The sequence below is a fragment of the Bradyrhizobium sp. P3_C3 genome (assembly GCF_056402655.1).
In genome coordinates, this window is sequence record NZ_JBFUGY010000056.1 from 1 (window position 1) to 20669 (window position 20669).

Genomic DNA, 20669 nt, shown 5'->3' on the forward strand with positions numbered 1-20669 from the left:
GCCAATGGCTGACCGAACCCGCGAAATAATCGAGAAGTGAACTGACATGGCCGGCAACCTGCAAAACGCCAACTCCAACGACATCACCAGCGTGATCTCGACGCTCGGTGCCCGCCAGGGCAGCCGCGCGGGCGGCAAGACCGAAGCGGTGACGGGACCCAAGCGCGCCGCGATCCTGATGCTGGCGCTGGGCGAGCAATATGGCGGCAAGATCTGGTCGATGCTCGACGACGACGAGGTGCGCCAGCTCTCGCTGGAAATGTCGACGCTCGGCACCGTCGAGGTCGATACGGTCGAGGACATGCTGCTCGAGTTCGTCTCGCGCATGTCGGCTTCCGGCGCGCTGATGGGCAATTTCGACGCCACCGAGCGGCTGCTGCAGCAGTACCTGCCGCCGGAGCGCGTCAACGGCATCATGGACGAGATCCGCGGCCCCGCCGGCCGCAACATGTGGGAAAAGCTCTCCAACGTGCAGGAAGAGGTCCTCGCCAACTACCTCAAGAACGAATATCCGCAGACCATCGCAGTCGTGCTGTCGAAGCTGAAGCCGGAACACGCCGCGCGCGTGCTCGGCATCTTCCCCGAGGAGCTCGCGCTCGACGTCGTCAACCGCATGCTGAAGATGGAAGCGGTGCAGAAGGAGGTGATCGAGAGCGTGGAGAAGACGCTGCGCACCGAATTCATGTCCAACCTGTCACAGACCCGCCGCCGCGACGCCCACGAGGTGATGGCGGAAATCTTCAACAATTTCGACCGCCAGACCGAAACCCGCTTCATCACCTCGCTGGAAGAGGACAACCGCGAATCGGCAGAGCGCATCAAGGCGCTGATGTTCACCTTCGACGACCTCGTGAAGCTGGATTCCGGCTCGGCCCAGACCCTGATGCGCAATGTCGACAAGGACAAGCTCGGCGTCGCGCTCAAGAGCGCCAACGAGGACGTCCGCAACTTCTTCTTCGGCAACATGTCCTCGCGCGCGGCCAAGATGCTCCAGGACGACATGGCGGCGATGGGCCCGGTCCGCCTGCGCGACGTCGACGAGGCCCAGGCGCTGCTGGTCAACCTCGCCAAGGACCTCGCCGCCAAGGGTGAGATCATGCTGACCAAGAACCGCGCCGACGACGAGCTGGTGTACTGATGGGCGCCCCGGCAAAATTCCTGTTCGACACCGACTTCGCAGCGCCGGAGCGGTCGCCGCGCGAGAAGGCTGCGACCGCCGCCGAGATCGCCCAGAAGATCGCGGAAGCCGAGGCACGCGCCTATCAGGACGGCTTTGCCGCCGGCCAGCGCGAAGCCAAGGCCGAGAGCGACCGCCGCGTCGCGCTCGCCATGGAAGAGATCAACATCGGTGTCCGCGGCGTCGCCGCCGGCATCGGCAACATCGAGACCAAGATGGAGACCGAGGCGGTCGACGTGGCGGTGGCGGTGGCGCGCAAGCTGTGCGCCGATCTGGTCGCTGCCGAACCGCTCGGCGAGATCATGGCGCTGGTCAAGGACTGCTTCTCGCACCTGGTCGCGACGCCGCATCTCGTCGTGCGCATCAACGACGCGCTCTACGACAGCGCGCGCGAGAAGATGGAGCGGCTCGCCAAGCAGAGCGGCTTCGAGGGCCGGCTGGTGATCCTGGCCGAACCCGATATCGCCACCGGCGACTGCCGGATCGAATGGGCCGACGGCGGCGTCGTGCTGGAGCGCGGCGCCATCGTGGCCAAGATCGACGAAATGGTCGGACGCTATATCGCGTCCCGCAGGGGGAGCTAAGCCATGAGCGACACCGACGGACAGGTCCCGCTGCCCGATCTCAACGGCCCGATGCCGCCGACCGGTACGGACGTCGGCTACAACGAGGACGAATATGCGGCGCGCGCCGCCGCCGACCTCGAAGCCGTGTTCGACGTGCCGGTGCAGGTCTCGGCCGTGCTCGGCCGCTCCAAGATGGACGTCAGCGAGCTGTTGAAGCTCGGGCCCGGCACCGTGCTCGAGCTCGACCGCCGCGTCGGCGAGGCCATCGACATCTACGTCAACAACAAGCTGGTCGCCCGCGGTGAAGTCGTCCTGGTCGAGGACAAGCTCGGCGTGACCATGACCGAAATCATCAAGACCGAACGCAGCTAGTAGCGCAAGGAATGACGCGCGGCAGCGCGACCAGACGGACAGGAGACTGACATGCGGCTTCTCATCGTTGGCACATTGAAGGGCCAGCTCACCACCGCCACCAAGATCGCGATGGAGAACGGCGCCACCGTGACCCACGCCGAGGATCACGAGCAGGCGATGCGCGTGCTGCGCGGCGGCAAGGGCGCTGACCTCCTGCTGGTCGACGTCGCCCTCGACATCCGTGACCTCGTGATGCGGCTCGAGGCCGAGCACATCCACGCGCCGATCGTCGCCTGCGGCATCACCAACGACGCCCGCGCCGCGGTCGCCGCGATCCACGCCGGCGCCAAGGAATACATCCCGCTGCCGCCGGATCCAGAGCTGATCGCCGCGGTGCTGGCCGCCGTCGCCAACGATTCCCGCGAGCTGGTCTATCGCGACGAGGCGATGGCCAAGGTGATCAAGCTCGCCCAGCAGATCGCGGGCTCCGACGCCTCGGTGATGGTCACCGGCGAATCCGGCACCGGCAAGGAAGTGCTGGCCCGCTACGTCCACACCCGCTCGGCCCGCGCCAAGCGGCCGTTCATCTCGATCAACTGCGCCGCGATCCCCGAGCATCTGCTGGAATCCGAACTGTTCGGCCACGAGAAGGGTGCCTTCACCGGCGCGATCGCGCGCCGCATCGGCAAGTTCGAGGAAGCGACCGGCGGCACGCTGCTGCTCGACGAAATCTCGGAGATGGACGTCCGCCTGCAATCGAAGCTGCTGCGCGCGATCCAGGAGCGCGTGATCGACCGCGTCGGCGGCACCAAGCCGGTGCCGGTGGACATCCGCATCATCGCGACCTCGAACCGCAACCTGGCGGAAGCCGTGCGCGAAGGCACGTTCCGCGAGGATCTGCTGTTCCGCCTCAACGTCGTCAATCTGAAGATCCCGCCGCTGCGCGAGCGTCCCCTCGACATCCTCGAGCTCGCCCAGCATTTCGTGAAGAAATATGCCGAAGCCAACGGCGTGCCGGTGCGCCCGATCTCCGCGGACGCGCGCCGCGTGCTCTCCACCAACCGCTGGCAGGGCAACGTCCGCGAGCTCGAAAACACCATGCACCGCTCGGTGCTGATGGCGCAGGGCGACGAGATCGGCCCCGACGCGATCCTCACACCCGACGGCGACCGCCTCGACCTCGCCAAGACCGCCCCGGCCGTGGCGCATGCGACCATGGCCGCCGAGCAGGTGACGAGGGCGCTGGTGGGGCGCACCGTCGCCGACGTCGAGCGCGACCTGATCCTGGAGACGCTGAAGCACTGCCTCGGCAACCGGACCCATGCCGCCAACATCCTCGGCATCTCGATCCGCACGCTGCGCAACAAGCTCAACGAATATTCCGACGGCGGCATCCCGATCACGCCGGCGGGAACGCCGGGCGAATATCCGCGGATGCCGATGGTGGGGGCGTAGGTCTCCACGCTGGTTGAGAACGAAGATGCCCGGGCCAGCCCCGGGCATTTTCATTTGCGACGTACGCTAACTCCGTCATCCTGAGGTGCGAGGCATGGGACGCAACGCGTCCCATGGGGAGCCTCGAAGGATGCACGGCCACAGCCGGGCCGTCGTCCTTCGAGGCCCGCTTCGCGGGCACCTCAGGATGACGGTAAGAGATCTCGTAGCCCGGATGGAGCGAAGCGCAATCCGGGGTTAGCTCCGCGATCGGGATTCCCGGATTTCGCTTCGCTCCATCCGGGCTACGGGACCTATCACATGGCCGCACCGCATCCGGCGACTAGGTCGCGCCTACGCGAGGCCCTATAAGCACAGCCCTAGAACCACGCGAGGATACACATGTCGGAAGCTCAAATCACGGACTGGCTGGCGTCGCAGCGGCAGGCGATGATCGATCTGCTGCGCGATGTCGTGAACATCGATTCCGGATCCTACGACAAGGAAGGCGTCGATGCGGTCGGTGCGCGGTTCGAGCGGCATTTTGCCGAGCACGGCATTCCGTTCCGGCGCGAGAGCAACGCCACCTTCGGCGATGCGATCCATGCCGATGTCGCCAAACCCGGCAGCAACGAGAAGCCGGTGCTGTTGATGGGCCACCGCGACACCGTGTTCGGCAAGGGCGAGGCCGGGCGGCGTCCGTTCACGATCGAGGGCAAACGCGCCTATGGACCCGGCGTTGCCGACATGAAGTCCGGCGTCGTGATGAACATCTTCGTGGCGACCGCCTTCCACAAGTTCGGCGGCAGCCCGCATCCGATCAAGGTGCTGATCACCTCGGACGAGGAGATCGGCTCGCCCTCCTCGCGACCGGTGATCGAGCGCGAGGGACGCGCCGCACGCGCCGTGTTCAATTCCGAGCCGGGACGGCCGACCGGCAACATCGTCACCGGCCGCAAGGGCGGCATCTTCATGCACTTTGCCATCACCGGCAAAGCCGCGCATTCCGGCGCCAATTTCGCCGCGGGCGTCAGCGCGATCGGCGAGCTCGCGCACAAGATCGTCCAGATCCACGCGCTGACCGATCTCGACAAAGGCATCACACTGAATGTCGGTCTCGTCTCGGGTGGACAGTCCGTGAACACCACGGCGCCCTCAGCCGAGGGACAGATCGACCTGCGTTACGTCGATCCGGCGGATCGTGCGAGGATCATGGCGGCGATCGAGAAAATCGTCGCGACACCTTACGTGCCCGGCACCAGCGCGACGCTGACCGTCAAGGGCGAGTTCGTGCCCGTGGTGCAGAGCGCGGAGTCGAAGGCGCTGTTCGAAGGCTATCAAGCCGCCGCAAAGCGGGTCGGCCTCACCACGCTCCAGGGCGAGTTCTCCGGCGGCTGCGCCGATTCCGGCTTCACCGCGGCAGTCGGCACACCGACCATCTGCGGCCTCGGGCCGGTCGGCGGGCTCGCGCACACGCCGGAGGAATATCTCGAACTCGACAGCATCGTGCCGCGCGCCCAGGCGCTGGCACTGGCGATTTTGCGGGGGTGAGCGAAGCTGCCGTAGGGTGGGCAAAGCGAAGCGTGCCCACCAATTCGGTCGTCGCGGATAGATGGTGGGCACGGCGCAAGAGCGCCTTTGCCCACCCTACGAGACTCGTACGTGGATGGCCGGGTCGAGCCCGGCCATGACGAGGAGAGAGACTACGAATAACTCGGCGCGTCCGGCTTGCGGAAGATGTGGATGGGGTCGCCCGGCACGATCGGCTGGCCGCTGAACATCGCATAGGCGTAGAGCGCGAGGTAGCCGATCGCGAGCGCGCCGATGGCGTAGAAGGCCCAGGTCGCGACGCGCTTCATCGTTCCGCTCCATTGCCGTCCCGGACGGGACGGCTAAGGGCGCTTCTAGAGCGATGACGGGGAAAAGGCCAGCCTGCGGGCCGCCCTAGCGCAGCGATCAAACGCCGCGCAGGCCGCGGGCGGGAACGCTGACCTCGGCGAGCCTCGCCGCGTCTTCGTCCTGGTCGACCGCCACATACTGGCCGTGCCAATAGGCCAATGCAGCATTGCGGGTCGAATTCCTGACGCTGCTGACGCGCCCGATGACGATGCCGTGCGAGTGGCGCTCGACGATCTCCTCGACCTCGCAATCGACCGCGGACAATGCACCGACCAGCAGCGGAACGCCCGAGACCGCGGTGACCCACTGGCTGCCCGCAAAGCGATCGGCCCCCTTCAGCCCGCCCTTGCCGGCAAAACGCTCGGCGACGTCCAGCTGGTCAGCCGCGAGGATGTTGACGCCGAAGGCGCCGTAGCGGCGGATCAGCGGGAAGGACGAGGCATCGCGGTTGATGCTGACCAGCAGCGTCGGCGGTTCGACCGCCAGCGAGGTCACCGAGGTCACCGTCATGCCGGTGATGTCCTTGCCCCGCCCGGCGGTGATGACGCTGACACCGCCGGTGAGGTGGCGCATGGCGCCGCGGAAATCGGCGGACGAGACGGCAGTTTCAGTCATGAGATCGCGAGGCACTACATTCATGGCATGGTCCCCGAAGCGGGGTTCCCCTGTATTTAGGTACGATCGTCCGCCGACAAAAGATGGCTCAGGATCGAGCCTTCGAGGCTTGCGAGCTCGGCGGAGCCGCGTTCGCGCGGCCGGGCGGTGTTAACCGTAACATCGTGGGCAATCCGGCCCTCGTCGATCACCAGGACCCGGTCGGCCAGCGCGACGGCCTCGGCGACGTCGTGGGTCACCAGGATCGCGGTAAAGCCCTGGTCGCGCCAGACCCGCTCCAGCAGCCGCTGCATCGAGATGCGGGTCAGCGCGTCCAGCGCGCCGAGCGGCTCGTCGAAGGCGAGCACACGCGGATGGGAGACCAGCGCACGGGCGAGCGCAACGCGCTGCTTCTGGCCGCCCGACAGCACCGACGGCCACTGATCACGCTTGTCGGTCAGCCCAACCTCGGTCAGCGCCTTCTCAGCGCGCGCATGCGCATCACTGGATGAGCGATTACGGCCGAGACCGACCTCGACATTGGAGAGCACCCGCGCCCAGGGCAGCAGCCGTGGCTCCTGGAACATCACGCGGATGTCCTCGGGCTGGACATCCTGGCCGAAGCTGATGCTGCCGGCGTCGATCTTTTCCAGGCCGGCGATCAGCCGCAAGAGCGTGCTCTTGCCGCAACCGCTCTTGCCGACGATGGCGACGAACTGGCCGGCGGGAATGTGCAGGTCGATGCCGCGCAGCACCTCGTTGTCGCCGTAGGATTTGCGCAAGCCACGGATGCTGAGCGGCAGGCCTGTCGTCTGCGTCGGGCGCTCCTCGCGCACGACGCGTGCCTGCGGTACGAAATTGGCGCGGCTGGCGAGCTCGGTTTCGGGAAGGGTCGTACGAAGAGCTGTCTGCATGTGATTCCCAGTATTTCTGCTCAGCGTTTCTGGAAGGCGGGGTGCCAGGAGAGCGTCAGGCGCTCCAGCACACGGGAGGCGCTGTCGGCGAGCTTGCCGAGCAGAGCGTAAATCAGGATCGAGAGCACGACGACGTCGATCAGCATGAACTCGCGCGCCTGCATCGCCATGTAGCCGAGGCCTGAAGACGCCGCGATGGTCTCGGCGACGATCAGGGTGAGCCACATGATGCCGAGCGCAAAGCGGATGCCGACGAAGATCGAGGGCAACGCGCCGGGGAAGATCACGCGGCGGAACAGCTCAGTGTCGGTCATGCCGTAGATACGGCCCATCTCGATCAGCTGCGGATCGACGGTACGGATGCCGTGCAGCGTGTTGAGGTAGATCGGGAAGAACACGCCGAGCGCCACCAGGAACAGCTTTGCGCTCTCGTCGATGCCGAACCACAGAATGACCAGCGGGATCAGCGCCAGATGCGGCACGTTGCGCACCATCTGCAACGTGGTGTCGGTGAGCTTGGCCGAGAGCTGCGACAGGCCGTTGGCGAGCCCGAACGCGAAACCGATGCCGCCGCCGATCAGGAAGCCGATCGAGGCGCGCCAGAACGACACCCAGATGTTGCGGACGAGCTCGCCGGAGAGCAGCAGCTTCCAGCCCGCGAGCACGACATCGCTCGGCGCTGGCAGCACGCGAACCGGCACAAAGCCGGTGACGCTCGCGACCTGCCAGATCGCGATGATGGCGAGCGGCACGATCCACTGGATCAGGCCGTCAACCCGCGGCAGGCGGAAGCTGCGCGGAAGTGAAACGCTGTCAATCAGGCTCATGACTCGGACACTCGCTGCTGCGGACGGTAATCGCTGCCGACGGTCTCGCCAAAGGGACCGCCGTTGAAGTGCAGCTTGGTCACGTTGCTCGGCTGCTCCAGCGAGAGCAGCGGGAATACCAGCTCGGCAAAGCGATACGCCTCCTCCAGATGCGGGTAGCCCGACATGATGAAGGTATCGATGCCGATGTCCTGATACTCCCTGATGCGGGCCGCCACCGTCTGGGCGTCGCCGACCAGCGCCGTGCCGGCGCCACCGCGCACGAGACCGACACCGGCCCACAGGTTCGGGGCGATCTCGAGCTTGTCGCGCTTGCCGCCATGGAGCTGCGCCATGCGCTGCTGACCGACGGAGTCCATGCGGGCAAAGTTCTTCTGCGCCAGCGCGATGGTGTCGTCGCTGACATGCCTGATCAGCTCGTTCGCGGCGCGCCAGGCCTCGTCATTGGTCTCGCGAACGATCACGTGAAGACGAATGCCGAAAGAGAGCTTGCGGCCGCGCGCAGCTGCGACCTCCCTCACCTTCGCGATCTTCTCGGCAACCAGAGCCGGCGGCTCACCCCAGGTGAGATATTTGTCGACGGCGTCGACGGCGACGTCGATGCCGGCATCGGACGAACCGCCGAAATAGAGCGGCGGCCGCGGCGACTGCACCGGCGGAAACAGCAGCTTGCCACCCTCGACATGGATGTGCTTGCCCTCGACATTGACGGTCCTGCCGGCGAGCAGGTCGCTATAGACGTTGAGGAACTCGCGGGTGACCTCGTAGCGCTCGTCATGGCCGAGGAAAATGCCGTCGCCCTTGTTCTCGACGGGATCACCGCCGGTGACGACATTGACCAGGAGCCGGCCATTGGTGACGCGGTCGAGCGTCGCGGTCATGCGCGCCGCCACGCTCGGCGATTGCAGGCCGGGGCGGACAGCCACGAGGTAGCGCAGCCGCTCGGTGAACGGCGCAACCGATGAGGCGACAATCCAGGAATCCTCGCAAGATCGTCCGGTCGGCAACAGCACGCCGTAATAACCGAGCTGGTCGGCGGCCTGCGCGATCTGGCGCAGATAGTTGAAGTTGACCTCACGGCCGCCGATGCCGGTGCCGAGATAGCGGCCGTCGCCGTGGGTCGGCAGGAACCAGAGGATGTTGGCGTTGGACTGCTTACTCATGTGCTTGCTCACGATCCTGGTTTCCGGGCTACGTCGGAAATCTTGATGGATTTGGGGATCAGGTTGAGCGCGAAGAACGCATCCGCAACCTGCTGCTGGTCGGCGATGACGGCATCCGTGATCGGCCTGATGCCGTAGGCCTGCCGCTTCAGCGCCACCTCGACCACCGGGACGGACAGGCCGATCGCCGGCGCCAGCTGCTCGGCAACCGCGTGGATGTCGCCCTTGGCCCAATCGTCGACCGAGCTCAGCTCAGCCAGCACGGCGTCGACGATCTTCGGGTTGGCTTCGAGGAATTTCTTCGAGGCGAAATAGAACTGGTAGTTGGCGACGATGCCGGTGCCGTCGGCGAGCGTGCGAGCGCCGGTGGCGGCTTCCGCGGCGGCCTGGAACGGATCCCAGATCACCCAGGCGTCGACCGCGCCGCGCTCGAAGGCGGCGCGCGCATCGGCCGGCGCCAGGAACACCGGCTCGATCTCGGAATATTTGACGCCCGCCTTCTCCAGCGCCTTGACCAGGAGATAGTGGACGTTGGAGCCCTTGTTGAGCGCGACCTTCTTGCCCTTGAGATCGGCGACCGATTTCAGCGGGCTGTCCTTCGGCACCAGGATCGCCTCGCCCTTCGGCGCTGGCGGCTCGTAGGCGACGTACTGGATCGGCGCGCCGGCGGCCTGCGCGAAGATCGGCGGGGCTTCACCGGTGTTGCCGAAATCGATCGCGCCGACATTGAGCGCTTCGAGCAACGGCGGGCCGGAGGGGAATTCGGTCCACACCACCTTGTAGCCGTCGGCGGCGAGCTTCGGCTCCAGCGTGCCCTTGCTCTTGAGCAGCACCAGCTTGCCGTATTTCTGGTAGCCGATGCGGACGACCTTGGCTTGGCTGTCCTGGCCGTAGGAGGTGCCGACCGCGGCGGCGACGATGCCGATCGACAGCACGATGGCCGTGATCAGACGCTGAATGATACGCCTCATGTTCAAACCCTTGTGCGTGGGAAGAGTAGTCGGCACGATCAGGCTGCCGGGTTGCGCCAGACGATGTCGCGAACGACGATCGGCTTCGGGATCAGGCCGAGCTTGTAGAAGCGGTCGGCGACGCCCTGCTGGGTCACGACGATGTCGTCGGTGACGGGGCCGACCACGAAGTTCGCGCGATCGGCCGCAACCGTCTGGATGTCCAGCGGGACGCCGGTGACGGCGGCGAGCCATTTGGCGACCTCACCGCGGTGCTGTTCGGCCCATTTGCCGGTCGCGGTCGTGACGTCGACGATCTGCTGCAGAATGCCGCCGTGGGTCTTCGCGAACTCGCGGTTGGCGATGTAGAAGGAATTGGTCTTGGTGACTTCGCGCGCATTGATCAGGATGCGGCCGCCCTGCTTGGTCTCACCGATCGCGAAATAGGGATCCCATATCGCCCAGGCCTCGATGCTGCCATTGGCAAAGGCAGGACCGGCATCGGGCGGCGTCAGATAGACCGGCGTGATGTCGGCATAGGTGAGCCCAGCCTTCTCCAGCGTCTGCACCACGACATTGTGGGCGCTGGACCCCTTGGTGAAACCGATACGCTTGCCCTTCAGGTCGGCGATCGAGCGGATCGGCGAATCCTTCGGCACCAGGATGCCCTGGCCGTTGGTGATGGGCTGGCCGGCGGCATAGACGATCGCCGCTCCGGCCGCCTGGGCGAACACTGGCGGGGAATCGCCGACCGAACCGAAGTCGACACTACCGACGTTCATCGCCTCCATCATCGGCGGGCCCGAGGAGAACTCGACCCATTTCACGTCGATGCCTTGCGGATTGAAATGCTTTTCCAAGGAAGCCTGCTGGCGCGTGATAACCAGCACGCCTGTCTTCTGGTAGCCGATACGAATTTCCTTCACCGCGCCCTGCGCGTTCGCGCGGGAGGCAAATGCAGCGGCGGCCGCAGTTCCAACGGAGAGCTTGAGAAAGTCACGACGCTGCATTCCACACTCCCGGCCGCCTGCGGCCGTCATTCCCTTGCGTTGCAGGAATGATGGTGCGGGTCAGCGGGGGTGTCGAGACGCCAAGGAAAATAGCGATGCGAGCACTGCGCGTGTGGCGAAGCGCATGATTAATCTTTCAAGCGGCTGCGCTCATGCAGAGGGATTTTTTCCGCACGCGAATGTGAGAGCCGCGGGAATCTGGTCGACGCTCGCAGCGCCGGAACATAAATTGTCGAAAACAACCCCATGCACAGTAGCCGACAATAGTCCGATCAATGACTTACGTATTATCCGAAGTTCGTTTGACACGTCGGGCAAAACAGGCGCATGATGGCATCATGGCAGTGTGTGGCTCGGGGCCTCCGACAAGGCGCGGTCAGTGCTCGCGCACCCAGGGATCGGACGAGAAATAGCAATTCTCGAGCACCATGCGATCCCTGGCGCGGAAACTGACGCGACATCGACGCCACACCTTTGTCTGATGCTTGCCGTCGTCTGACGTATCGACGTCGGAGATCCACACAATCGGCCGTCGCCAGCGGTAACGTCCGTCCCGATCCCAACCGTCGCAACCGCTGCGGCCGCATGCAATGTGGACACTGGTCATCGTCCCATCTGGCCTGAAGCACCAGGTCCGCGAACCCCACTCCTTGCCGGGCGGCGTCTGGGCGTAAGGCAAAAGCGAGGTCTGCGTCCAGCAGCCGGAAATGGAGGACGGTCCGGCGGCGCGCGCCGGTACGACGACCAGCAACGCGATCAGCGCCGACGCGGCAGCCAGAGACGATTCAAGCCACGGCTTGGGCCAGAACTGGATGGACATGACGCCAATGGACACGACGTCATGTGTGTCGCCGGGGAACGATGCGGTTCAATCGTCCGACGACACGAGTTCGCCGTCACGGCGACCGTCGTCTGGTCAGTGCCCCCACCTCACCGGCAGGTTCAGCAGGCCGCGGAACGCCCAGCCGCCGATCCGCACTGGCTCATCGTCGGCAAGTTCGAGACGACTCGCCCTCGCGAACACCGTGGGCAGCGCGACGTCGGCAATCATCGCACGCGAGGCCCAAGCGCCGGCGCAGAAATGCGGGCCGGCGCCGAAAGCGACGCTCTTGGTGGTGTCACGCCGCACGTCGAACTGGTCGGCGCACTCAAAATGCTTCTCGTCGCGATTGGCGGAGCCGAACATCAGGAACACGCGCTCATCTAGCTCGAAAGACACGTCGCGGATGCTCCACGGTTTTGCGATGCGGCGCGGCGACATGCCGATCGGCGAGATCCAGCGGGCATATTCCTCGAAGGCTTCGAGCCAGGACACCTCGCCCTTGCGCACGAGATCGAGTTGCTCAGGATGGCTCAGCAGCGCCCACACCGTGCCGGCGATCGCCTTGCGCGGCTCGTTCTGGCCGCCTGATATCGCGAGTTTTACATTTGCGCGCACGCTCTCCATCGGCATGCCCGCAGCGAGGAGTACGCCGAGGATACTTTGATCGGGATGCTTGCGCATCACGGGCAGAATGTCGTCGATCGCAGCATCGATGCCCGACGTCGCCGCATGACAGCGCGCCTCGACGGCGGGGTCGCCGGTGTAGTTCGCGATGCCTTCGATCATGCCTTGCGACCACGCGTCCATGTCCTGGAAGCCGATATTGGTGAGGCCGGTGATCGACTTCAGGCATTCGCCGGAAAACGGCAGCGCGAAGTCGCGCATGAAATCGATCCGCCCCGGCTCGATTGCGTCAATGATGCGGTCGGCATGGGCCTGGAACAGCGCGGTCCAATGCGCCTTCACCGTCCTCGGCGACACCGTCGGAAACATCGCGCGCCGCTCGACTTGATGCGCCTCGCCGTCCTTGCGCATCATGTTGTGGCCCATCAGCCGGTTCATCAGGCCGGCCGGCTGGTGCGAGGAGAACACGTCGATCTGCTTCTCGGAGATCGAGATGTCGTCCCGGCTCGCCAGCAGCGTCGAGCCGAGTTGCGGCACGAAGGCGATCGGCGCTTCCTTCCGCATCTTCGCGAGCATCGGATAGGGATCGGCCCAGAACGAAGCAGGGTCGATGTCGATGCGCGGCGCGGTGCTCAAGCGTTGCTCCCTTGTAATTTCCTCGATCCCTCAAGTTACCGTTTTCGGAGGCGTCTGTCTGTCCCCAGCGATTGGGACAAGCCGGCAAAGATTCAGCCAAGCATCGGGAAAGAATCGGGCCGCCGTAAGGACGGTCTGTATGGCCTGCGCCTACAGCTTCTCACGGCCGGGATCGAGCCGCCATCCGCGAAGCCCACGCAAAGCATCTACCGATCGCGTCTAAGGGCCAGGGACGGACGCGGCCTTATCAAGCGAAAATCCACGATTTCGCAGAATCGTTTGGATCGTCTTGTCGTGCTGATTCAGCTTTGCGGCGGCAAGCACCTCGGCTGCAAACGCCTTTGGCGCGCTGGTCTTGGACGGGTGGTCCAACAAAGACCACCATGCCTTCATAAGAATCGGATCGATCACATCCCCAGTTAGTCGATTGCGCATTTCCCAGAACGCACCGCCCCAAATCTCGCCGGTAGTCCAGGGATCATCTTTCAAAGCCTTTGTCGTCTTGAACTTCAGCCTGTTGTCGAGGCAACGGAGATATGGCTGACCCGGGCGGATGATCTCAGCGGAAATTTCACCTACCCGTGGGTTGTTCAAGAAGCTTGCTGGAAAGTAGTCGGCAAGACCCGACTCGATCCCGGCGAAGTTTCCCGTCCATGGATTGTTGGTTTTGGACGTTAGAGCGTGATGGCTATATTCTCGCAAGGCCACAAAAACATCGCGGGCGATCCTGGAGTCAATTTCGAGCGTGTTGTTTTGGTACCGGGCATACTGCCCGGGCACCGCACCAATCTTGATCTTCGCCTGAACCAAGTCGGGCGGCGAACCAATCTTGTCGAGGTAAGCAATGTATGCCTCGAGTTTTCCCTGTAGCTCGGTTTGAATGTCGGCCGTCAGATCAGTTGTAGCCTCAAAGGCAAATCGTCCCGGCGATGGTAGCGACGGACCTTTGCCCGGCTGCCGACGATCAAGATATTCTCGAAGAGAGATTGCCTGGTCCTTCTCAACGACCAAGCCTGCTCCGAGCAAGAATTCCAAGTTCTTGGCCGCGGCTTCCGTGTCGCCGGTCTTGATCATTTCAAGAATGCGCGTGGACTCCGCCTTGCTTGTCTCAAGCTTTAGCTGGGTCCTCCCGTTGAAAAAGGTGACCAAGAGGTTTCCCAATGCAGCCAGAGCGGCGGCGCAAATCGCGACAAAGAGAGGATTGAACCATTTAGAGCTGACTTGCTCGCCTTCCCGAAGCGAAAGCTCCCGCTCCTTTAGAGCAAGCTCGCGCACCCGCATCTCACGTTCGTCGCGCCATTTTTCCTTGTCGAGTTCAAGCCGAAGGGCCTCAGTACTCGGCTCGTTCTTGGCTGCCTGTGCAAGGCTTTTGGAATTCGCAAGGGCAAGGACAAGCGCCGCGATTGGCAAAGCCGCCACCGCACCGGCTAGTTGCGTGACAAACTCGCGACGTCTCATGTCGGGACTCGCTCCTCTCAGGAGTTGACAATGCGCGCGTAGATCTGTCTGCGAAATGCCTCACATTCCGAGGGCCGTAAGCGAGGCATTTGAAACCTAAGTCTTCCAATTCAAATGCCGGCCTTACCCGTCACCCCTCGATAGGGCGGGGATGATACGATGCTATCCCAAGTCATCGAAGCGATAAACCGCTCGCTTTAGTCGATTCGCGATTCCTCGACGGCGGACATCGGCAAGCGCATGAGCGAACGTTCGTTAAGTGCCCGCAACTGACTTAAACGCGACGACTTGAATTGCCTCCTTGTCCTCGGTTGCAGACCGAGGACCGAGGACTGACTTACCGAGCTTCGGCGATCTTCGGTCCGGATGACAACATCTGCGCGTTAGCCGCCAGGGGCCGCTTCGACGGCGACGCCGGGTCCGGCAGCCGGAAAGCGGCGTCGGCCGGCGCTCCCTGGGAGGGCCTGCGGGCTGCGGTTGCCGGAAGCACGATCACTTTCGCTCCGATCTTCACCCGCTCGTAAAGGTCCGCGACGTCGTCATTGGTCAGCCGGATACAGCCGGACGAAACCTTCTTCCCGATCGTATCGGGATTGTTGGTGCCGTGAATGCGATATTCGGTCTCGCCGAGATACATCGCCCGGGCGCCGAGCGGATTGCCCGGACCGCCCGCCATGAACCGCGGCAGATAAGGCTGACGCGAGACCATTTCCACAGGCGGATGCCAATCCGGCCATTCTGCCTTACGGGCCACAGTCTGCTCACCGGACCATGTGAAACCTTCGCGGCCAACACCGATGCCGTAGCGCATCGCTTGCCTGTCGTTCAGAACGAAATAGAGGAATGTGTTTCCGGTATCGATGATCACGGTGCCCGGCGCCTGACGGCTGGCGTAGTCAACCACCTGCCGGACAAGTGCTCCGGGAACGCCAGCGTCGGCTTTGGGTGGTTCGACCAGAGGCGCCGGGGCCGGGATCGGAGCCGGGACCGGAATCGCAGCCGGAGCTGGCGCTGATGCACGCACTGGAGTCGACACGTAAACCGGAGTTGACGACGCCTGGGCCTGTTGTGCGGACGGTTTTCGTATCGGTTGCACGTCCGCCGGGCTAGACAGCAAGCTATACCCCACGACGGCGACGGCCACGGCGCCAATTGCGACTCTCGCGGCCATGGGTATTGCGAGGGCCTCTGCCTTCTTACGTTTGGCCCGCTTACTCATGTCGTTCCCCAGGTCACCATGCCTGGAAGAGGTACCCGGCAAGATTTAAGAAACTTCGAAGCGATGTCGCTCAGACTGGAACCGTTGGCGATGGTTAACGCCCAACTCTTGTTCGGCGACGTGAAAATTGGGCGTACCGCTTGATATTGAGGTTGCGATGCGGACGACGCGCTTCTCATCGCGGAACGAGTCGGGGTCTGAATCGCCGGGCGGAGCGAACGCGCTCCGCTCCTTCATTGACGGCGGCTTCGGGCCACGAGCGGAAGTCGTTCAGGCGGACTTCCCGCATCTATCCGCCGCCATTCGGCCGTCGTCGCATACCTACAGGCTGTGCGACTCCGCGCGGTCAGTTTTCCGCTTTCTTGGCCTCGTTCAACGCACTAATGATTGCCTTGATGGTGCCTTCCGCAGCCGCGGCATTGTATCCGACATGGTAGCCATGGAAAACGTGGATTGGCTCGTGATCTTCGAAGCTGTGGTTCGCCCCCTTCCACAGCACCGTCTTCACGGGAATCGACCGCTTGCTCTCGGCCATCTGGCCGCAGAGGATGGGGCTGGTCGCCTCGTCCTTCTCTGCTAGGAAGAGATGGACCGGGGCGTAGAACTCGACGTTCTTCATCAAATAACAGGACGGCTGCATCGCGAAGCCGCCCGCGAACATGTGCTCGTGCAGGTCGCCGATCGCCCGGTTCATGATGATCAAGGTCGTGGTCGCACCGTTGCTGCGGCCAAGGACGTAGACCCGCTTGGGATCGGCGATCTTCTGTCCGATGAGCCAGTCCAGCGCCGCATACGCATCGTCAGCCCGGCGCCGCGCCCAAGTCAACTGGCTGGGATCCGAGCAGACGCCGTCGGGTCCCAATCCCCGGCTGCCGAAGCTGTCGAGCAGGAGAACACCATAGCCTGCTCCGACCAATCTGCCGCCGTAGTCACGCCCCCATTTCCTCTCGACCCGGCCGAACCCGTCGCAGCCGTGCAGCATGATCACGAAGGGGATTGGTCCCTTGGCGCCCTGCGGCCGCATAATGTCCGCCGACAGTTCGCCCTCGGCCTTTACCTTACCCTTTTCCTCGACGGTGCCGTCCATGAAGTTTTTCGACCTGCCGTCGATGTATTCGTTGCCGGGAATCCAAGGCAAGGACTGCGCTGAAGTATGCCAAGGTATCTTGACCATCTCAGCACGCGCAGATGAGAACGACAAAACAGCGACTATTGAGAGTATGATTTGCCTCATTGGAAATTGCACCTTTGCCCCCTTGATTCTGGTCAACACCATATCCGACTTGGGAAAGCGTAAGTATCCTTGAAGAGGATTCGCGTCGCGGATGTCGGCCTTGGGTCAAAAGGCGACGATCCCGGAGGGCCGGCTGCGTGTCGGCTTTGCTCTCGGAAGCAGATATCGCGGATCTAGAGTCCCCTTTAGTTCAGGTGGCCCGGCCCTGAGAGCAAGCCCAGCACGATCGAAAACAATTCGTTCTGCGAGGAGATGCCGAGCCGCTCATAGGCGCGCTTGCGGTAGGTCAGGGTCGAATGCAGGCTGATGCCGAGCGCTTGCGAGATCGCCTCGGAGCTGAAGCCGAGCAGGATGCGGCGGCAGACGTCCTGCTCGCGCGGCGTCAGCGCGGAGAGTGGCGCGCGCGTTGCGAACAACGCGGCGAGATTCTGGTCGGGCGTCGCGGTGGCCGCCTGCTGGAAATGACGCGCAACGCTGGCGCCGATCGCAGGCGCAATAACCTGGAGCCTCGCACGCTCGGCGTCGCCAAAGCGGCCCTGGGCCGTAATGCGGTAGAAATTGACATAGAAGCAGGTGTCGCCGACCCAGATCGCTGTCGCATATTTGTCGACGATATCAGAGTCGTTGAAGAAGATCTTGCGGTAGCGCGCGCCATACATGCGCGGCGCGAACGACGGCAGCATGATCGGCGCGCTGCCCTCGCCTTCGAACAGCGCATCACGATTGGGATCGGATTCGTGGAACTGACCGGCATAGGCCGCGCCGAGATCGCTGCCGATCGGGATGTTACCGGCGTCGAGCAGGCAACTCGCCGCGCCGGTGCGCGTCAGCGCGAACACCATGCAATGGCCGACGCCGCCCTGCCGGCGCAACGTGTCGATGAGGACATTCGGGAAATCAGGTCGGCCGATGGCGAGCACCGCCGGCGCGATGTCGTTCGCCGTTGGAGTTGAGGCCATGCCGTGGGGCCGCATTGGTTTCCTCCGCAAAGCTCTTTTGGCGGAAGATATCAGCAGCCGGGTTTGACCGAAAGTCGGAGACGGCGGCTTATGCCGCTTCTGGGTCCCGGCTCTGCGCAGCAGCGTTGCACGCTGCAGCGCGTCCGGGACACGAGAGTCGTGCTGGCCGATGCGGAAAAGGTCTCGTGCCCCGGACGTAGCGCAGCGTGACATAAGCGCGTTTACGCGCGTCTTCGACGCGCTATGGCGCTGCTGAGCCGGGGCCCATGCCGGATGCAGCTCCCCTACCCCGCGGCGGCCTTCGCCGGCGCGACGTTGATCGCGAGCTTGCCGTAGCGATCCGTAAACGCCTCGGTGTCGATCTCCTCCAGCTTGATCTCACCACTCATGACGCCCTGCTTCCACGCCGCCTGGGCCGGATCGTTCTGGAACTCCGGCATCACCTCGCGGCCGAACAGCTCCAGCGATTCGCAGATGTGCTCGTGGCTGTTCTTGCCGGCCTGGTTGAGCAGGATGACCTGGTCGATATGCGACGACTGGAATCGCTTCAGTTTCCTGCGGATGGTCTCGGGCGAGCCGATCAGGCCGCCGCGCAGCGCCGCCTCCTGCGCTTCGGGATTGTCGCGCTTCCACTTGTTGTACTCGTCCCACATGTTGACGGTGTAGGGCGCGGGACGCTGGCGGTTCTGCGAGGCGCCGTAGAAGCGCAGCGCGAACTGGAAGAAGGTGGCGCCGTCGGCGCGCGCACGCGCCTCCTCGTCGGTCTTGGCGCACATGAAGAACGAGACCAGCGCCATGTTCGGGTTGATCTCGTAGTCGGCGAGCTTGTGCAATCGCTTGGTCATCGCGTTGTAATAGGCGTGCACCCAGGCATGCGCGGCATCCGCGCTGACGAACTGGAAGCCCAGCGCGCCAAAGCCGTGGCGGCCGGCGCGCTCAATGGTCGGCAGTTGCGAGCACGCCATCCACAAAGGCGGATGCGGCTTCTGCACCGGCTTCGGCACGACATTGCGCAAGGGAATGTCGAAATACTTGCCGTGGTGCTCGGACCCAGCGTCCTTGAACATCGGGAAGATCGCCTGCACGGCTTCCTCAAAGACCTCCTTCTTGGTCTCCATGTCGCGGCCGAATGGCGTGAGCTCGGTGATGGAGGCGCTCTCCCCCATGCCGAACTCGCAACGGCCGTTGGAGAGCAGGTCGAGCACCGCGACGCGTTCGGCGACGCGCGCCGGATGGTTCGTCGTGAGCTGGAGGATGCCGTGGCCGAGCCGGATGTTTTTCGTGCGCTGGCTGGCCGCCGCGAGGAACGATTCCGGCGAGGGTGAGTGCGAGTACTCTTCGAGGAAGTGATGCTCGACGACCCAGGCGTGGTCGTAGCCGAGCCTATCGGCAAGTTCCATCTGCGAGAGCGCGTTCTGGTAGAGCTTCAGCTCGTCGCCGGCCACCCAGGGCCGTGGCAGCTGCAGCTCATAGAAGATGCCGAACTTCATGACGCCTCTCCCGCTTATTCTTGTTGCGCTCATCTTAGTGAGCGGGGAGGCGCTGTCTACGCGGTCGCAATTCCGCCGCGCGGGAGAACGCGCTTTTCGGCGCGGCGGCCATTCAACACCACGCCGATGAAGGTGAAGCGCACCAGCAGATGATAGCTCGCCAACATCGGGAGAATCGCGACGACGAGAATGATGGCGAACTTGATCGGCCCGGGCCAGTCGAGCTGCGACAGCGCGACCTGCAGCGCCATCACGATCGGCATGTGGATCAGATAGAGCCAGTAGGACGCATCGGCGAGGTAGCGCCGGGTCGGGCTGAAGCCGGACATGAAGCGGAGCGCGAGGCCGAGGACTGCGAAGGTCGAAATCCATATCGCCGGAGCATACAGGATGGCGGAGACGAGCCTGAGCGTGGCGAAGCTGACCGGCAGTTTCGGCGCACCCGGCACGGACATCATCACCCCGACAAGCACGAAACTGATCAGAATGAGGCCGAGCGCCGGCAGAAGATTCCACAGCCAGCGTCGCTCCAGGATCCGCAGTAGATCGGTCTGCCGATGCAGCAACCAACCGAAGCCGAAGGCGGTGCCGAAGCCGACCCACGCCTGGAGGTTCGTGACGAGCGATTGATCCGGCGTCCTCACGCCCATCACATTGATCCATCTTTGATCGAGGCAGAAAGCGATGCCGATCGGGATCGCCAGAACCAGGGGCGCCAGCGGATTTCGCATAATCTGCGCAAAGAGGCGGTCGACGACCCTGCGCAGCTTGCCGGACACATCAAGCCGGACGACCACGCCGCGCAGCAGGAGCATGGCGACATAGAGCTCGAGCAATACGTAGAGAAACCAGAGATGGGTCAGAGGGAAATTCGGCAGCACCGGCGGCCAGCGAGGTGCGCCGGGGATCGGACCGCCATTCGGAAAGCCCGCGGCCCAGATGACCACCAGAACCATCGGCGTAAACACGATCGGCCAGCCGATCACGAGCGGCAGTCCGATCCTCTGCAACCTGTCCCTGACAAAGCCCCGGATTCCCCGGCGATGGAAACTCATTCGGGCGAAGAAACCCGCCATCAGGAAGAAGGTCGTCATCCGGAAGACGTGGATGGCGAAGAACAGCAGGCCCAGGGCCAGGCTTTGATGGGTGTCCTGGATGATCCAGATCCTGGTCGGGGCCGGCACGAACGACAAGGTCGCGTGCAGGACGATGCCGAGCAGCAGGGCAAAGCCCCTGACCGCATCGAGCGCGTGCAGCCGTTCCGATGCGGGGGCGATGGCGGTCGATCGGGACATGGACGGACTCGGCTTGCTGGTGAAAGGCTTGTTTCCGGCAATC

The 20669-nt window shown here is 63.8% G+C and carries 20 protein-coding genes; 5 read left to right on the plus strand and 15 right to left on the minus strand.

Annotated features, from left to right (window positions below; all coding sequences use genetic code 11):
- Positions 1–46: 46 nt before the first annotated feature.
- The 5 genes from fliG (at position 47) to AC1DW2_RS38525 (ending at position 5082) form a co-directional block, all read left to right on the plus strand.
- The gene (fliG, locus tag AC1DW2_RS38505; protein WP_028153248.1) at positions 47–1138 is read left to right on the plus strand and encodes a flagellar motor switch protein FliG; all 1092 of its coding nucleotides are present in this window, start codon (positions 47–49) and stop codon (positions 1136–1138) included.
- A complete protein-coding gene (locus tag AC1DW2_RS38510; protein WP_063981200.1) occupies positions 1138–1761 on the plus strand; it encodes a FliH/SctL family protein in 624 nt (207 codons plus the stop codon). The genes fliG and AC1DW2_RS38510 overlap by 1 nt, the downstream gene beginning before the upstream one ends.
- A gap of 3 nt (positions 1762–1764) precedes the next feature.
- A complete protein-coding gene (fliN, locus tag AC1DW2_RS38515; protein ID WP_018318401.1) occupies positions 1765–2115 on the plus strand; it encodes a flagellar motor switch protein FliN in 351 nt (116 codons plus the stop codon).
- Between the two features lie 51 nt (positions 2116–2166).
- Entirely contained in the window at positions 2167–3552 is a 1386-nt protein-coding gene (gene flbD, locus AC1DW2_RS38520) for a sigma-54-dependent transcriptional regulator FlbD (RefSeq protein ID WP_028153246.1), read from the plus strand.
- 381 nt (positions 3553–3933) lie between these two features.
- Complete coding sequence (locus AC1DW2_RS38525; protein WP_477008611.1) at positions 3934–5082, plus strand: M20 family metallopeptidase; 1149 nt, start codon at positions 3934–3936, stop codon at positions 5080–5082.
- 152 nt (positions 5083–5234) lie between these two features.
- Here AC1DW2_RS38525 and AC1DW2_RS38530 read toward each other — a convergent pair whose 3' ends face one another.
- From AC1DW2_RS38530 to AC1DW2_RS38600, 15 genes are all read right to left on the minus strand, one after another.
- Entirely contained in the window at positions 5235–5390 is a 156-nt protein-coding gene (locus AC1DW2_RS38530) for a hypothetical protein (RefSeq protein WP_028160973.1), read from the minus strand.
- A 97-nt stretch (positions 5391–5487) separates the two neighbouring features.
- Entirely contained in the window at positions 5488–6069 is a 582-nt protein-coding gene (locus AC1DW2_RS38535; RefSeq protein WP_354080758.1) for a flavin reductase family protein, read from the minus strand.
- 32 nt (positions 6070–6101) lie between these two features.
- Complete coding sequence (locus AC1DW2_RS38540; protein ID WP_477008612.1) at positions 6102–6938, minus strand: ATP-binding cassette domain-containing protein; 837 nt, start codon at positions 6936–6938, stop codon at positions 6102–6104.
- Positions 6939–6958: 20 nt separating this feature from the next.
- The gene (ssuC, locus tag AC1DW2_RS38545) at positions 6959–7765 is read right to left on the minus strand and encodes an aliphatic sulfonate ABC transporter permease SsuC (RefSeq protein WP_071909821.1); all 807 of its coding nucleotides are present in this window, start codon (positions 7763–7765) and stop codon (positions 6959–6961) included.
- Positions 7762–8928, minus strand: coding sequence for an FMNH2-dependent alkanesulfonate monooxygenase (gene ssuD, locus AC1DW2_RS38550; protein WP_477008613.1), 1167 nt, complete (start codon positions 8926–8928; stop codon positions 7762–7764). The genes ssuC and ssuD overlap by 4 nt, the downstream gene beginning before the upstream one ends.
- 8 nt (positions 8929–8936) lie before the next feature.
- Positions 8937–9899, minus strand: coding sequence for a sulfonate ABC transporter substrate-binding protein (locus AC1DW2_RS38555; RefSeq protein ID WP_477008614.1), 963 nt, complete (start codon positions 9897–9899; stop codon positions 8937–8939).
- A gap of 38 nt (positions 9900–9937) precedes the next feature.
- Positions 9938–10888: a sulfonate ABC transporter substrate-binding protein gene (locus AC1DW2_RS38560; protein WP_477008615.1), complete on the minus strand. Its 951-nt coding sequence runs from the start codon at positions 10886–10888 to the stop codon at positions 9938–9940.
- Between the two features lie 376 nt (positions 10889–11264).
- A complete protein-coding gene (locus AC1DW2_RS38565; protein WP_477008616.1) occupies positions 11265–11708 on the minus strand; it encodes a hypothetical protein in 444 nt (147 codons plus the stop codon).
- Positions 11709–11804: 96 nt separating this feature from the next.
- Positions 11805–12971, minus strand: coding sequence for a cytochrome P450 (locus tag AC1DW2_RS38570; RefSeq protein ID WP_477008617.1), 1167 nt, complete (start codon positions 12969–12971; stop codon positions 11805–11807).
- A gap of 219 nt (positions 12972–13190) precedes the next feature.
- Positions 13191–14429, minus strand: coding sequence for a hypothetical protein (locus tag AC1DW2_RS38575; RefSeq protein WP_166344316.1), 1239 nt, complete (start codon positions 14427–14429; stop codon positions 13191–13193).
- A 337-nt stretch (positions 14430–14766) separates the two neighbouring features.
- Positions 14767–15648, minus strand: coding sequence for a L,D-transpeptidase (locus AC1DW2_RS38580; RefSeq protein WP_354247307.1), 882 nt, complete (start codon positions 15646–15648; stop codon positions 14767–14769).
- 346 nt (positions 15649–15994) lie between these two features.
- Complete coding sequence (locus tag AC1DW2_RS38585) at positions 15995–16918, minus strand: dienelactone hydrolase family protein (RefSeq protein ID WP_477008618.1); 924 nt, start codon at positions 16916–16918, stop codon at positions 15995–15997.
- Between the two features lie 149 nt (positions 16919–17067).
- Entirely contained in the window at positions 17068–17856 is a 789-nt protein-coding gene (locus AC1DW2_RS38590) for a helix-turn-helix transcriptional regulator (RefSeq protein ID WP_477008619.1), read from the minus strand.
- A 269-nt stretch (positions 17857–18125) separates the two neighbouring features.
- Positions 18126–19331 (minus strand): LLM class flavin-dependent oxidoreductase, encoded by a 1206-nt coding sequence (locus AC1DW2_RS38595; protein ID WP_085399156.1) that lies wholly within the window; start codon positions 19329–19331, stop codon positions 18126–18128.
- Positions 19332–19387: 56 nt separating this feature from the next.
- Positions 19388–20626, minus strand: a complete 1239-nt coding sequence (locus AC1DW2_RS38600; protein WP_477008620.1) for an acyltransferase family protein — start codon at positions 20624–20626, stop codon at positions 19388–19390.
- Positions 20627–20669 lie beyond the last annotated feature (43 nt).